The 14,465-nt window shown below is 63.2% G+C and carries 15 protein-coding genes; 7 read left to right on the top strand and 8 right to left on the bottom strand.

Annotated elements, in window-relative coordinates; genetic code table 11:
- Positions 1-50: 50 nt before the first annotated feature.
- Entirely contained in the window at positions 51-1,025 is a 975-nt protein-coding gene (locus tag EJ072_RS29150; protein WP_126082420.1) for an alpha/beta fold hydrolase, read from the bottom strand.
- Between the two features lie 128 nt (positions 1,026-1,153).
- Here EJ072_RS29150 and EJ072_RS29145 point away from each other — a divergent pair, with 128 nt between their 5' ends.
- From EJ072_RS29145 to EJ072_RS29130, 4 genes are all read left to right on the top strand, one after another.
- Positions 1,154-1,894, top strand: a complete 741-nt coding sequence (locus EJ072_RS29145; RefSeq protein ID WP_126082419.1) for a competence/damage-inducible protein A — start codon at positions 1,154-1,156, stop codon at positions 1,892-1,894.
- Between the two features lie 81 nt (positions 1,895-1,975).
- Positions 1,976-2,809: a universal stress protein gene (locus tag EJ072_RS29140; protein WP_126082418.1), complete on the top strand. Its 834-nt coding sequence runs from the start codon at positions 1,976-1,978 to the stop codon at positions 2,807-2,809.
- 204 nt (positions 2,810-3,013) lie between these two features.
- Positions 3,014-3,514 carry a xanthine phosphoribosyltransferase gene (gpt, locus tag EJ072_RS29135; protein ID WP_126060535.1) on the top strand — a complete coding sequence of 167 codons (501 nt, stop codon included), beginning with the start codon at positions 3,014-3,016 and terminating at the stop codon, positions 3,512-3,514.
- A 198-nt stretch (positions 3,515-3,712) separates the two neighbouring features.
- Positions 3,713-4,201, top strand: coding sequence for an NUDIX hydrolase (locus EJ072_RS29130; protein WP_126082417.1), 489 nt, complete (start codon positions 3,713-3,715; stop codon positions 4,199-4,201).
- Between the two features lie 3 nt (positions 4,202-4,204).
- On the opposite strand, the gene EJ072_RS29125 is transcribed toward EJ072_RS29130, so the two are convergent.
- The 5 genes from EJ072_RS29125 to EJ072_RS29105 all read right to left on the bottom strand — a co-directional run bounded on the left by EJ072_RS29125 (position 4,205) and on the right by EJ072_RS29105 (position 10,895).
- Entirely contained in the window at positions 4,205-5,068 is an 864-nt protein-coding gene (locus tag EJ072_RS29125) for a hypothetical protein (RefSeq protein WP_245467035.1), read from the bottom strand.
- A 642-nt stretch (positions 5,069-5,710) separates the two neighbouring features.
- The gene (locus EJ072_RS29120) at positions 5,711-7,516 is read right to left on the bottom strand and encodes an ABC transporter ATP-binding protein (RefSeq protein ID WP_126082416.1); all 1,806 of its coding nucleotides are present in this window, start codon (positions 7,514-7,516) and stop codon (positions 5,711-5,713) included.
- A 418-nt stretch (positions 7,517-7,934) separates the two neighbouring features.
- Positions 7,935-8,357 carry a GNAT family N-acetyltransferase gene (locus EJ072_RS29115; RefSeq protein WP_126082415.1) on the bottom strand — a complete coding sequence of 141 codons (423 nt, stop codon included), beginning with the start codon at positions 8,355-8,357 and terminating at the stop codon, positions 7,935-7,937.
- A 29-nt stretch (positions 8,358-8,386) separates the two neighbouring features.
- On the bottom strand, positions 8,387-10,066 hold the full coding sequence (locus tag EJ072_RS29110; RefSeq protein WP_126082414.1) for an NAD+ synthase: 1,680 nt from the start codon (positions 10,064-10,066) through the stop codon (positions 8,387-8,389).
- A 115-nt stretch (positions 10,067-10,181) separates the two neighbouring features.
- Entirely contained in the window at positions 10,182-10,895 is a 714-nt protein-coding gene (locus tag EJ072_RS29105; protein WP_126082413.1) for a DNA-3-methyladenine glycosylase I, read from the bottom strand.
- A gap of 90 nt (positions 10,896-10,985) precedes the next feature.
- Between EJ072_RS29105 and EJ072_RS29100 the strand changes: the two genes are divergently transcribed.
- Positions 10,986-11,549, top strand: coding sequence for a DUF1003 domain-containing protein (locus EJ072_RS29100; RefSeq protein ID WP_126082412.1), 564 nt, complete (start codon positions 10,986-10,988; stop codon positions 11,547-11,549).
- Positions 11,546-12,145 carry a DedA family protein gene (locus tag EJ072_RS29095; protein ID WP_126082411.1) on the top strand — a complete coding sequence of 200 codons (600 nt, stop codon included), beginning with the start codon at positions 11,546-11,548 and terminating at the stop codon, positions 12,143-12,145. The genes EJ072_RS29100 and EJ072_RS29095 overlap by 4 nt, the downstream gene beginning before the upstream one ends.
- An 11-nt stretch (positions 12,146-12,156) precedes the next feature.
- Here the strand turns inward: EJ072_RS29095 and EJ072_RS29090 are convergent, their stop codons facing one another.
- Together EJ072_RS29090 and EJ072_RS29085 are read right to left on the bottom strand one after the other, a co-directional pair.
- The gene (locus EJ072_RS29090) at positions 12,157-12,516 is read right to left on the bottom strand and encodes a diacylglycerol kinase (protein WP_126082410.1); all 360 of its coding nucleotides are present in this window, start codon (positions 12,514-12,516) and stop codon (positions 12,157-12,159) included.
- 77 nt (positions 12,517-12,593) lie between these two features.
- Positions 12,594-13,013, bottom strand: coding sequence for a GFA family protein (locus EJ072_RS29085; RefSeq protein WP_126082409.1), 420 nt, complete (start codon positions 13,011-13,013; stop codon positions 12,594-12,596).
- 320 nt (positions 13,014-13,333) lie between these two features.
- On the opposite strand from EJ072_RS29085, the gene EJ072_RS29080 reads away from it, so the two are divergent.
- Positions 13,334-14,404 (top strand): diguanylate cyclase, encoded by a 1,071-nt coding sequence (locus EJ072_RS29080; protein WP_126083786.1) that lies wholly within the window; start codon positions 13,334-13,336, stop codon positions 14,402-14,404.
- Positions 14,405-14,465 lie beyond the last annotated feature (61 nt).

Genomic DNA, 14,465 nt, shown 5'->3' with positions numbered 1-14,465 from the left:
TTCCGGACGGAAAACCGCTCACACTTTTCCTGGAATTGCTCTGGCCGAAATCATCTCGCGTTGGCGAAACCACGCGCGGCGACACGTTGGATAAAGGCCACGACCCGTTCGGGCTCTATGAATTGCGGCATGTGGCCGAGGCCTTCGACCCGTTCGAAGTCGAGGCCGCTGATCTCGTCCAGCATCGGTTCGCCATGGACGGCCTCGCCTATCACACGATCGCCGGTACCGAACAGAATGCCAGCCGGCATCGCTATGTCGCGGTAACGCCGTTCGATTTGGCCAAGGTCCCGTTCCACGGCCACGACATCGGTGGAGGTGGCGAAATAGTGGGACGGGCGCAACCCGAGCCATCCGCCGCCGGCGATCATGTAGTCCGCGGGAACCGCTTGTGGCGCGAAGATGAATCTCAGCGTCGGCTGCGCGTAACGCAGGCTAAGCGGTATCGCAGCCGTATAGGCCAGGATCCGGCGCAGCAGCGGCGATGGAACATAGAGCAGGTCGAACCGCCGACCTATCCTCGCTTCGAGATGCGTCAGCGGCGACAGCAGCGCGATGCCGGAAATCGAGGTCGGATGCTCGGTGGCGAGCGCAAGCGCGACGGCGCCGCCCAGCGAATGGCCGACGATCAAAGGTCGTTCCAACCGCAGTTCCTCGATGAAGCGCCGCACGATGTCCGCCTGTTCGGGCAGCCGGCCGGTCGCGCTCCTTGCCCGAACCGAATAGCCCGAGCCCGGCCGGTCGAGCGCGATCAGCCGATATCCGGGACCGAAGCGTCCGAACAGCGTATGGCGAAAATGGTGAAGTTGGGCGCCCAACCCATGCAGGAAAACGATCGGCCTGCCCTCGCCTTCTTCCACATAATGAATGCGGTTGCCGTCGATCTCGATGAACTTTCCGCAAGCCGGCACCAGCCTTTCAGCCTTCGCCGCGATCCGCCATGTCGCGAGCATCAGGGCAAGCAGGACAAGGGCGGCCGCGGCGAGCAAGCCCGCGAGCAGCCACAGGACAATCGATATCAGCATGGTTTCATCCGCTCTCGACCGACCGCACCATATCCGCAACGGCCGCCGCCACAAGCGCAGCCGGCTTTCGCATTGCGGCCGGCTTCAGGGCGCGTTATCTCAGGCGAGCTTTTGAGCCGGAGTCCGCCATGCCTGAAATCGTCACCGCCGCCATGCTCGTCATCGGCGACGAAATCCTCTCCGGCCGCACCAAGGACAAGAATATCGGCCATCTCGCCGACATCATGACGGCGATCGGCATCGACCTGAAGGAGGTGCGCATCGTTCCCGACGAGGAGGACGAGATCGTTGCGGCGGTGAATGCCGTGCGCGCCCGTTATACCTACGTCTTCACCACCGGCGGCATCGGCCCCACGCATGACGACATCACCGCCGACTCGATCGCCAAGGCTTTCGGCGTGCCCTGCGAGTACGACGCCAAGGCTTACGCCTTGCTCGAGGCGAGCTATGCCGGCCGCGGCATCGAATTCACCGAAGCGCGCAAGCGCATGGCGCGCATGCCGCGCGGCGCCGACCTTATCGACAACCCCGTCTCCGTCGCGCCGGGCTTCCGCATCGGCAACGTCCACGTCATGGCGGGCGTGCCGTCGATCTTCCAGGCCATGCTCGACAACGTCGTGCCGACGCTCAGGGCCGGCACCAAAATGCTGTCGGCCACGGTGCACTGCCCCTTCGGCGAGGGCCTGATCGGCGGGCCGCTGGCCGATGTCCAGAAGGCGCATCCCGACACCATCATCGGCTCCTATCCCAAATATGGCGACGGCAAGTTCTGGACCGAGCTCGTCGTGCGCGCCCGCAGCGAGGAAGCGCTCGAGGCCGCGCGCAAGGATGTCGAGGCGATGGTGGCGGGCTTCGCCAAGGCGGGCTGACCGGCGTTCGGCTGGAACCAGTCAACGCGCTGAGGCGTTCCCTTGCTGCCACGCGTAGCGCAAACAATTGAGGGACCGGCCATGCGCTTCAAGACAATCGTCGCCATTTTGCAGAACGAGCAGGACGCCGAGCGCGTTCTCGATTGCGCCCTTCCGCTTGCCGAAAGGTTCGAGAGCCATCTCGTCGGCATCCATGCCGAGGCGTTGCCCGTTCCCTACACGTCGGCCACCGGCTTCCCGGACACCGAGTTCCTGCAGGTCTCGGCCGAGATGAACAAGGAGCGCGCCGGCAAGCTGCAGGCCTATTTCCTGAAGCGGATCGAGGAATCCGGCCTGTCCTTCGAATGGCGAAGCCTGGAAAGCTTCTCCGGCGACAGCGCGCTGACCGGCATAACGAGCGTGCGCGCCGCCGATCTGATCATCGCCGCGCAGCGCGATACCGGCGGCGACCCGAGCGCCGATGTCGACACGCTGGTCTATGATGCCGGCCGGCCGGTGCTGGTCGTGCCCCATGACGGGCCACTGGTCACCACCTTCAGGCGCGTGCTGCTTGCCTGGAACGGCAGCAAGGAAGCGGCCCGCGCCGCGTTCGATGCCCTGCCCTTCATCGCCGAGGCCGACAAGACGGACATTCTCGTCATCGACCCGCCCGAGACGCTCGATGAATCTCCGGAAGCGGCCGGCGCCGAGATCGCCGCGGCCTTGTCACGCCATGGCGCCAATGTCAGCGTCTGCGTGCAGAAATCCGGCGGCACTTCGGTCGATGACATGATTCAGGCCAGGATCGCCGAATCCGGCGCCGATCTTCTGGTGCTCGGCGCCTACAGCCACTCCTGGCTGCGCCAGCTTCTGTTCGGCGGCGTCACCCGCACGGTGCTGCGCACGACGAATGTCGCAGCTTTCCTTTCGCGTTGAGCATCCCTCGGAAGCGGTAGCAAGATTCAGGGCAACGCCTGCGCAAGTCTGACGAGCGCCGCTTGAACCCGTTTCAGCGCGGCGCCTTAAGTCCACAGCCGTTGCCGGCCCCTGCTCTTGCCAAGCCTGGCGCTTTCCGGCTAATTCCGCCTGCATTCCAGTGTTTCTGCGCGCCAACGGCGCGCCTTGCGGAGTGCGTGAGCCATGTCCCTTCCCGAAAAAGCCTTTCCCGTCTCCTGGGACCAGTTCCATCGCGACGCGCGCGCACTTTCCTGGCGGCTTTCCGGCGCCAGCAAGGGCCAATGGAAAGCGATCGTTTGCATCACGCGCGGCGGCCTGGTGCCGGCGGCGATCATCGCGCGCGAGCTCGGCATCCGCATCATCGAGACGGTGTGCGTCGCCTCCTATCATGACTACACCAGCCAGGGTCAGCTTCAGGTTCTCAAGGAGATTTCGCCGCCGCTGCTTGCCGACGACGGCGCCGGCGTGCTGATCATCGACGACCTGACCGATACCGGCAAGACAGCCGGTATCGTGCGCGCCATGATGCCGAAGGCGCATTTCGCGACCGTCTATGCCAAGCCGAAGGGCCGCCCGCTGGTCGACACATTCGTCACCGAGGTCAGCCAGGACACCTGGATCTACTTTCCCTGGGACATGGGCTTCACATACCAGAAGCCGATCGCGGACGATCATGTCGGCTGAACGGCCGTCATATTTTCCAGAGAATCTGCCTCAAAGGAGCGGCGTGTAGTCGAACCAATGAGCATGTCTACTTTGTAAGATTGACCTTTTCTGGCGGCATTTTCCCACGGAGTGAAGTTTTTTACTTTTAAAGCCCATAATTCGCCGTAAGATTCGTAAGGTGGCAAACGATTCTGGAGGCTGGGGCAGCTTCTTCCGATGTTGACGAGGCCGGCAACACACACCCAGATGGCCGAAAGAGTCCGGCGGCTCTTCGGCAAGGCGCCCTGCCGCCTGCAGGTTGCCGCTCTGCCCTGGCGTGAAAGCGAAGCCGGCGTCGAGATCATGCTGATCACCAGCCGCGACACCGGGCGCTGGGTGTTGCCCAAGGGCTGGCCGGAGGCCAGGGAACCGCTTTGCAAGGCGGCCGCCCGTGAAGCAGGCGAGGAAGCCGGCTTGCGCGGCACCATCTCGCATCTTGAAGCCGGCCGTTATTTCTATGCCAAGGTCCTCGCCTCCGGCGAGGAAGTGCCCTGCGAAGTCCTGGTCTTTCCGCTGCATGTCGACCGCATTGCGGACCGCTGGAAAGAGAAGCGCGCCCGGACGCGCAAATGGGTTGGCGCCATCGAAGCAGTCCAAATGGTCCATGAACCGGACCTTTGCCAGATCATTGCCGGTTTTTGCGCCGCGCCGCACACTTTCATCTGATCGTCAGACGCGACCGAAATCATCGGAACTCAGCCGGGTCCAGCGATCGCCCGTCAATCCGCCGATAAAGATGTCGCCGGCGCGGACCGCTTCCGCGACCTCGGTGATGCGTGAGCGCACCATCGTGCCGCCGGCATAGCGGAAGAAGAGACGGTTGTAGCCGAAGAGGTGCGGCAGGAACCTGCTTTGTGTCTGTCCGGTTATGCCCACGCAGCCCATCTCCCGCGCAGCCGCGATAAGGCCGTCCAGCGTCGCGCCCCAGTGGGGTCCGGGCGCCTGGATCTGCAACAGGTTCGCGATGCCGCCAGCCTGCCCGTAGAAGGCATGGCAACCGACCATCTTGCCTGCTTCGTCGTAAGTCCCGCCGAAATGAAGTGGCCCGTCGGCCTGCTTTTCGGCCGCCAGCGCGAGCAGCCGCGGCAGTTCGCCATCCTTCCAGCTCGGTCGAAGAGCATAATCGGATATCAGTGCCGGCAGCCGCTCCGCAAACCGCGCGGCATCGATCCGCTCATGGTGGATCCGTCGCGACGATGAAGGCTGGACCGGCGGCTCGAGCCGTCTTCCTGCGAGAGCATCAAACGCCCGCCCGCAGGGGCCGAGCGCCAGCCGAGCCAGCCCGGGCCATTTACTCTGCAGCAAGGCGGCGGCCATGGCGCCCGGCTGAAAAACACAGGTCCATTCCAGACAATGCACCGGCAAGAGCTGATACTTCATCGGACGCGCGAAGGCCAAGGATGTCCGGTTGGCCGAATCGGTCAGATATAGATCGAACTCGCCCTGATGCAGGGCACGCAGCAATTGCGGCCCGGCCCAACCGTGATCGGTGCTGGAATCGGTCATGAAGGGACCGATGATCGCGGCGTTCAATGGCCTTCCATTGAGCTCATAGCGGGCTTTCAAAACGCCCATGAACCCGCCGAGGCCGCCCTGCGGGTTTATCTGGACAAGGGCCTTGTTCTCACCGCCGTCAAGATAAAGCTTTCTCATATAGTCCGCCGTCCGCGCGATCGCGTGATCGCGAAGGCGGCGACGGCGGAACTTCGTCAGGAAGAGTGCGGCGACGCGATCGAGATCCTCGGCGGCGAGCGGCCGTACCGAGCCATGGTCGGGCACCGACGGCGCCGGCGTCTTTCTCGAACCCCCATTTGCGGAGACCAAATCCATCATGAATGCCTATGCAAGGTCCTCTGTCGGCAGGTGAGATCCTAGAATTTACAAAGAAATCTTCTTCCGACCGGCATGCCTGTAGAAATCTCCAGGAGACCTGCGCATGCCACATCCGACTTGCCCTTCTGAAGGTATACGCCGAAAACTGTTTAAATAATGTAATATCGCATGGCGTTGCTGATGAAATGACTCAAACTTTAAGTATATGGAGACGAATTTAAACACCGCATTACCTCACTCAAGCCGCGTGACGAGAGCGCGGTTGCAGACCTTGGATTGATCTGCGCTGCTGCAGGGGAGCCAGAGGACCGACGGCCCAGCCGGAGCCGGGCCGTCCTTTCCTCAGGCGACGAGGCCTTTGGTCAGTTCGAGCGCCTGCCGCTCGAACAGCCGTCGGTAGATGCCGCCATTGAGGCGGATCAGATCGTCATGCGAACCCTCTTCGGCGATACGGCCTCGATCGAAGACCAGCAGGCGGTCGAGCGCCCGAACCGTCGAGAGCCGGTGCGCGATGACAAGGGTCGTGCGCCCCACCATCAGCCGCTCCATCGCCCTCTGGATCAGCACTTCCGATTCCGAATCCAGGCTCGATGTCGCCTCGTCCAGGATCAGGATGCGCGCATCCGCCAGGAAGGCTCGCGCGATCGCCACGCGCTGCCGCTCACCGCCAGAAAGCTTCACACCGCGCTCGCCGACCAGGGTTCCGTAGCCCTTGGGCAGGTTGGTGATGAAATCATGCGCGCTGGCGAGTTTCGCCGCATGCTCGATCTCGGCCTGGCTGGCGCCGGGCCTGGCATAGGCGATGTTCTCGGCAAGCGAGCGGTGGAACAGGATCGGCTCCTGCTGGACGATGGCGATCTGGCTGCGCAGCGACGCCTGCTCGACCTGCGAGATGTCCTGCCCGTCAATCAGGATCCGCCCGGCATTCACGTCATAGAGCCGCTGGATCAGCTTGACGAAGGTCGTCTTGCCCGAGCCCGAATGCCCGACCAGTCCAATGCGCTCGCCAGCCGCGATGTCGACCGAGAAATCGCGGTAGAGCGGCAGAAGATGGTTGCCGTAGTGGAACGTCACCTTGTCGAAGGCGACGCGCCCATCGGTGATCCGGATCGGCCGAGCTCCGGGCCGGTCCTCGATGCCGAGCGGTTCGGACTGGAAGTCGACCAGTTCCTCCATGTCGTTGACCGAGCGTTGCAGGTTGCGGATATGCGTGCCGATGTCGCGCAGATAGCCCTGCAGCACGAAGAACGAGGTCAGCACGAAGGCGACGTCGCCGGCGCTCGCCTGGCCCCAGGCCCATAAGATGAGGGCAAGGCCGATGACTGCCGCCCGCATGACCAGCAGCAGCGCCCCTTGCGTGGTGCCGTTGGCAGTGCCGCGCATCCAGGTGCGGCCGGTGCGCAGCCGCCATTTGGCGACCACGCGCGCCAGCCGCGCTTCCTCGCGGGCCTCCGCGCCAAAGCCTTTGACGACGGCATTGCAGCTCACCGCGTCCGCCAGCGCGCCGCCCAGCCGCGTGTCCCAGCTGTTGGCGAGCCGCGCGGCGGGCGCGACATAGCCGAGCGAGAGCATCGCCGTGACGGCGATGAACAGCACCGAGCCGGCCGCCACGACAGCCCCCATCAGCGGCCAGAACCAGCCGAGCAGCAGCGTCGATCCGACGAGCATGACGACCGATGGCAGGAGCGCGATCAGGATCGTGTCGTTGAGCAGGTCCAGCGCCCACATGCCGCGCGTTATCTTGCGCACCGTCGATCCGGCAAAGCTGTTGGCGTGCCAGTCCGTCGAGAACCGCTGCACCCGATGGAAGGCGTCGGCGGCAATGTCCGACATCATCTTCAGCGTCAGCTCGACGATCCACAGGAAGGCGACATTGCGCAGCACGACGCCCGCCAGCGCCAACGCCATCAGGATCGAGAACGCCGTCATCGCCGCGTTCCAGGCGACTTCATCGGTCCCGGCGCCGCTTGCGACCGCGTCGACCAGGCGGCCGGAATAGAAGGGCGTCAGCACATCGGCCAGCGTCGAGAGCAGGAATGCGCCCATGATGAGCGAAAGCCGCCACGGCTGGCGCCGCCAGTGGCTGAACGTGAAGCCGAGCACGCTGCGAAAGGCGCCGGCGCGCAGATCGATCTTGAAACGAGCCATGATGTCATCCGGGCGCAAACGAGCCCGGTCCCGGTAAAATCAAATTGGAAAACCCGCATCCGCGCCCTGCGGCGCCTCAAAAGAGCGGGAGGTTCAGTATGGTAGGCCGCCTGCCCTGAGGCGGCGACCGGCAGCGGCTAATGCCTGTGCTGCGCCCGGCTCTCCGAAAACCTTCGGAAAGCCCGAGCAGACCTAGGCTTCGCGGCCTCGCATAACGATGTCAAATTCTGCCATACGGTCCTCCCGGAAGGGAATCGCGGAGAGGTTCTTATAGGGAGGCATCGGCCGATCGCCAAGCCGGACCGTCGCCAAAACGACATCTGGTCCAAGCACTGAGACGAATTTGCAACAACGGCAGGTTGCGCGGCCTGGTGCATGCCGCACAGAAGCGGCTGAATTGGTTTCAGTCCGACGCGCTTTAAGCCGTCGGCTTGCCCGCTTTGCGATCCAGCCGCATGTAGCGTCCGTCGGTCGACGCCTTGAATCCGAACTTCTCGTAGAGGCTGTGGGCGTCGTCGGTCGACAGGCTCCAATGCGTCACCGTGCTGACTTCGGGATGATCGATCAGCGCCTGGACGAGCCGCTTGCCGATCCCCCGACCGCGATGCTGTGGCCAGATGATGACGTCGGCGACATAGGCAAAGACCGTGTAGTCGGTGATCGCGCGGGCGAAGCCGACCTGCTCGCCATCGAGATAGGCGCCGGCGCAGAGCGAGTTGTCGAAGGCCCGGCGGTGGGCCTCGTCGGTCCGCGACGCGCCCCAATAGCTTTGCATGAGCTGATCGGACGTTGCCCGGAAATCGATCCGCGACAGGTCGAAGCTGATTTCTATGTCTTGCATGCGCTGCGCTGCCGCAATCTCGCCGGGGATCAACCGCGATCCCGGAACCGGTTGGTGATTGGATAACGGCGGTCGCGGCCGAAATTCTTCCGCGTGATCTTCACGCCGGGCGCCGCCTGCCGGCGCTTGTATTCGGCGATGTAGAGCAGGTGCTCGACACGGGTCACCGTCGCCCGGTCATGGCCGCGCGCGACGATGTCGTCGACGCTCATCTCGTTCTCGACCAGGCATTCCAGGATGTCGTCCAGCACCGGATAGGGCGGCAGCGAATCCTGGTCGGTCTGGTTCTCGCGCAGTTCCGCCGATGGCGCCTTGTCGATGATGTTCTTCGGAATGACCTCGCCGGAAGGACCGAGCGCGCCCGGCGGCACATGCGAATTGCGCCAGCGCGACAGCGCGTAGACCTGCATCTTGTAGAGATCCTTGATCGGATTGAAGCCGCCATTCATGTCGCCGTAAAGCGTGGCGTAGCCGACGGACATCTCGCTCTTGTTGCCGGTGGTGACCACCATCGAACCGAATTTGTTCGAGATCGCCATCAGGATCGTGCCGCGCGCACGGCTCTGCAGGTTTTCCTCGGTGATGCCTTCCTGGGTGCCCTCGAAGAGCTGCGTCAGCGCATGCTTGAAGCCTTCGACCGGCTCGGAGATCGGCACGATGTCATAACGACAACCGAGCGCGCGCGCGCAGTCCTCGGCGTCCTTCAGCGAATCCTTCGACGTATAGCGGTAGGGCATCATCACGGTGCGCAGCCGCTCCTCGCCCAGCGCATCGACGGCCAAGGCCGCGCAGATCGCCGAATCGATGCCGCCGGAGAGGCCGAGCACGACGTTCTTGAAGCCGTTCTTGTTGACGTAGTCGCGCAGGCCGAGCATGCAGGCGCGATAGTCCGCCTCTTCCCGCTCGGGCACCTTCGACATCGGGCCTTCCGAGCAGACCCAGGTGTTCCCCTCTCTCTTCCAAGTGGTGACGTCGATCGCGTCCTCGAACTGGCTCATCTGGAAGGCAAGCGTCTTGTCGGCGCCGATCGCGAAGGAAGCCCCGTCGAAGATCAGCTCATCCTGGCCGCCAAGCTGGTTGGCGTAGACGATCGGCAAGCCGGTTTCGATGACCTGGCGGATGACGACCTGGTGGCGCACGTCGATCTTGGCGCGGTAATAGGGCGAGCCGTTCGGCACCAGCAGGATCTCGGCGCCGCTTTCGGCCAGCGTCTCACAGACCGCGATGTCGCCCCAGATATCCTCGCAGATCGGGACGCCGATGCGCACGCCGCGGAAGTTGACCGGCCCCTGCAGTTCAGGTCCGGCCTGGAAGACGCGCTTCTCATCGAACTCGCCGTAGTTGGGCAGATCGAGCTTGTAGCGCTCGGCGATGATCTTGCCACCGTCGGCGACGACGATGGAATTATGCGTGCCGGTCTTGCGCTTCAGCGGCGTGCCGATGATGACGCCGGGTCCGCCATCGGCGGTGTCCTTGGCGAAATCTTCGGCCGCCTTCTCGCAGGCCTTGAGGAAGGAAGGCTTCAGCACCAGATCTTCCGGCGGATAACCGGCGAGGAAGAGCTCGGTGTAGAGCACCAGGTCGGCGCCCTGTCGCGCCGCGTCCGCCCTCGCCTCGCGCGCTTTTGCCAGATTGCCGGCGACGTCGCCGACAGTCGGGTTGAGCTGGGCGACGGCGATGCGCAGGATATCAGGAGCGGTCTTGGTCATGGAATGGATGTAGCGTGGCAGAAATCGTCGGGCAATGGCGATCGCTTGTGCCAATTAGGATCGATCGGCAGAGCCGATCATGTTCATGATCGATCGACGGATGTCGATCGTATCCCTAATCGCCCATATATTCGCGCAGCGCCTCCGCCGAGCGGTTCTCGCCGATCGACATCGCCAGGATGCGCGAGATGTGGCGGCGCGGCAGGCCGGTCTCGGCCGACCATTGGTTGATCTGCGCCTGGATTTTTTCGAGGTCCCGCTTCGAGGTTGGGTTCTCGGCTATGTCGAGGCCGGCATCGCGCAAGGCCGCCGCCATGTCGGCGGAAACGACGAACGTGTCCCATTCCAGCCAGCGCAGGAAATACTGGCCCGTGTTGCCGCCGAGCCGGCTGCCATGCTTGGCCAGATAGGCGGTCAGGCCGATCTGATCGTCCGCCGGCCAGGCGGCAATGAATTTGCCGAAGCTGCCATGCTCCTTCGAGACGCGGTCGACGAAGGCGGCGTTGTCGCGCACCGACCTGATCTTCTGCGGGTTGCGCACGATGCGGCTGTCGGATGCCAACTCGTGCCAGAAGTCGTCCGGCTGGAACAGAAGCCGCTTCGGCTCGAAGCCGAGGAACGCCTCCTCGAAACCCGGCCATTTCTGCTCGATGACACGCCACACGAAGCCGGCGGCGAAAATGCGCTCGGCAATGGTGGAGAGAATGCGGTCGTCGGGGACTTTCGCCACCGCCTTGTTGTCGGGCGCAGGGCCAAGCAGCGGAGCGAGCACCGCCTCCCCGCCCTTGCGCTTTGCCGCCCGCGCGTGGATTTTCTGGAAATCGAGCATCGTTGTCCTTGCCTGTTCGCCGCAATCTAGCACTTCACGTCCGCCCCGGCAGCCTCTACGTCTATCGATGCCGGGCGAAGGAGAAGACAGATGAACAAGATCGTCGAGGACATGGCGAACCGCTTGCTCAAGCGAAAGCCGGACGGCTTTGGTCCGCTCGAGAGCCGCGTGCTTCAATCGACGCTCGAGCGCACCACCATCACACGCGACACCAACAAGGCCGTCGCCTTCCACGAGACCTATGGCGACCGCGTCGCCGACGCGATCGCCAGGATCGGCGGCTCCTGGTCCTTCATCCTCGGCTTCCTGGCGTTTCTCGCCCTCTGGACTGCCGGCAATGCCTGGCTGCTGACGCGCGACGCCTTCGACCCCTACCCCTTCATTTTCCTCAACCTTGTGCTGTCGATGCTGGCGGCGATCCAGGCGCCGGTGATCATGATGTCGCAGAACCGCCAGACCGAGCGCGACCGCATCGACGCGGCGCACGACTACGAGGTCAATCTGAAGGCCGAGATCGAGATCATGGCCCTGCATGAAAAGCTCGACGAGCTGCGCCACAGCGAGATCATCGGCATGCGAGACGAGATCCTGCGCATGGCCGAACAGATCAGGCGCATCGACGAGAAACTGTCCGCGCGGTCGGCAACCGAATGAACGAAACCATCCACCGCCTCATCGAGCAATATGGGCTGATCGCGGTCTTCCTGGGCTGCGTCGCCGAAGGCGAAAGTGCCGCGATCCTTGGCGGTTTCTTCGCTCATCAGCACGTCTTCGTGCTGTGGCAGACTTTTGTGGCCGCCTTCCTCGGCGCCTTCGCCGGCGACACGTTCTTCTTCACCCTCGGCCGCAGCTTCGCCGAGCATCGCTATGTGAGGAGGTTGCGCAGGCGGCCGGGCTTCAGCCGCGCCTACCGCCTGCTCAACACCCATCCCAACATCTTCGTGCTGACCAACCGCTACATCTACGGCATGCGGCTGGTCGGCGGTATCGCTGCAGGCCTGTCGACCGTGCCGATGCCGCGCTTCGTCATCCTGAATGCCATCTCTTCCGCCGTCTGGGCGGCCCTGTTCAGCGCCATCGGCTATGTCTTCGGCCTGGGCGCGGAGCGCATGGTGGACCAGGCGTTCGAGCGGCATGAGCGCCTGCTCATTGCCCTTGGCGTCGGCGTCGGCGTCGCAATCATTGCCTGGCTGGTCGGCCATCATTTTGCCGGACGCGAACGCGCCAAGGAAGATCGGGCAGGATCCTGATCCGCCAGGAGTCAGATCGGCGCGCCGGTGAGGCGCTCGATCAAGGCGATTCCCCAGACCCCGCCGGCGATCACGATCGAAATCAACACCGCCAGTGACCCGCAATCCTTGGCGAGCTGGATTTCGATGTGGAATTCGCGCGAGATCGCGTCGCAGGCCGCCTCGATGCCGGTGTTGAGCACTTCGACCATGATCAACAGCAGAACCGCGCCGATCAAAAGGGCATAACCGCGCCAGGAGACCGAGATGAACCAGCCGGCTGGCAGCGCCAGCGCAAGCAAAAGCAACTCCTGCTGGAATGCCTTTTCGTGAGCGGCCAACTTGCGGAAGGCCCGAACCGAATTGATGAAAGCGTCAACCAGCCGCTGCATGCCCAGCCTCGTTTCGAGTCACGGTGAGGGGATATCGCAACGGCGGGATCAAGGGAATAAGGCAGCCGCCGCAAAATTCATCCGTCGGCGACCTTTATCGACGGCGTCGATTTCTCGAACTGCGGCAGCCCGTCCTCGATCGAATAGTAATCGCCTTTGTCGCCCACGAAGATGTGGCTTTCCGCCGTGAGGCCGCTCGGCCTCTCGAAGGATCCGGCCATGATGGAAATCGTGTCCAGTTCATTGTGCTTCCAGAAGAGCAGCGAGCCGCAGGTCCGACAGAAGCCGCGTTTCGCCACATCGGAAGCACCGTACCAGCTGAGCGCGTCGGACCCTTCTATGACGATATCGGCATCCCTGGAGGCGGTAGCCGCGACGAAATGGCCGGTCTGCCGGCGACATTGCGAGCAATGGCAATAGACGACGCCGCGCAGCGGGCCACTCGTCCTGAAACGCACCGCCCCGCACAGGCACGATCCCCTGTGGTTGTCGTCCATTTCCGGCCTCCTTCGACCATCCTCCGATCCATTGCCGCCAGAATTTCAGGTTTGAAGTGGCTGGGCGCAGGCAAATGCGACACCGAAGCGACGCGTTTAAAAAGCTGCGCCTCACACGACTCTACATCCTGAGGTAGCAGAGACATCGAGGAAATGCAGGCCATTAAGGAAACTTTAGCGCAACTGCATCTATGTTTCCTGCAAGCGAAGGTCGTGTTGGGGACGCGCCGTCGCACCGCAATTCCGATTCAAATCCCCGAGTTAGCGACTCCCGGCGGTGGCAGGTCTCCGGTCGCACTGAAGGGGCAGTGAAACTGAACATGCAGCCGGCAGCCGTTCCCACCGACAGGAATACCGACATCGCCAGCACCGTCGTGGCGACGATGCGGCAGCTCGGCGTGCTTGGCATGCCCCGCAACTATGAAATCTTCTACGAGGCGCTCAGCGGCAGCAATCACGAACTCAGCCTTGCCGTCGTCTCGTTGAGCAACCGACCGACCCAGGAGGACCTCGACGGCATCGGGCGCATCTTCTTCCCCCAGCATCACGGACCGGCCATCGTCGAACATGCCCGCGAGATGGTCGCCAAGGAGCTCGAGGACATCGCCGCGCTGTTGCGCAGCGAGCGCTCGCATATCGAGAAATACGGCCGTCTGCTCGACGAGACCTCGAGCGGACTGAGCAACCGCAGTCTGCTTTCGCAGGAACTCCTGCAGAAGATCGCTGGCGCAATGTCGGCCGCCACCAGCTCGACGATCGACCATGGCCGCCAGATCGCCAGCACGCTCAGCGAAAAGACGGCCGAGCTTGAAAGCGTCAAGTCGAAACTCGAGGAATACAAACGGCTTGCCGACACCGATCCGCTCACGCAACTGTGGAACCGACGCGCCTTCGACAAGGAGATCACCCGGATCTACAACAGCAATCGCGGCATCCTGTTCAACGCCTTGATCCTTGCCGATATCGATCATTTCAAGGACATAAACGATCGCTACGGCCACCCGGTCGGCGACAGGATCCTGCAGATCATCGCCGAGATCTTCCAGTCCAGCGTGCGTGCCGACATGTTCGTCGCGCGCACCGGCGGCGAGGAGTTTGCGCTCATCGTCGAAGGCGCCAGCGAGGACGCCACATACGAGATCGCCGAGCGCATCCGGGCGCTGATCGAGCAGACCCCGTTCACCAGCAGCCAGACCGGCATGAACTACGGCACCGTCACCGTATCGCTGGGCATCTGTATGGCCTCGGAGGCGGAAAACCCCGAGGATCTCTACACCAAGGCGGACCGCGCGCTTTACCGCTCCAAGGTCGGCGGCCGCAACCGCGTGACAAGGCACTCGGCCACCGGCGGACGAGCTGGCAAAGGCTGGCTGCTTTACAAGAAAGACTGACATCACCCTTTCCAGAAGAATTTTTGTGGACTATATTTTCCACAGAAATGAAAGGGTGCGC

Source organism: Mesorhizobium sp. M2A.F.Ca.ET.046.03.2.1 (assembly GCF_003952425.1).
In the GTDB taxonomy this organism is placed as follows: Bacteria; Pseudomonadota; Alphaproteobacteria; order Rhizobiales; family Rhizobiaceae; genus Mesorhizobium.
The sequence above is the reverse complement of the archived record's forward strand: the minus strand, read 5'-3'. Positions and strand labels throughout refer to the sequence as shown.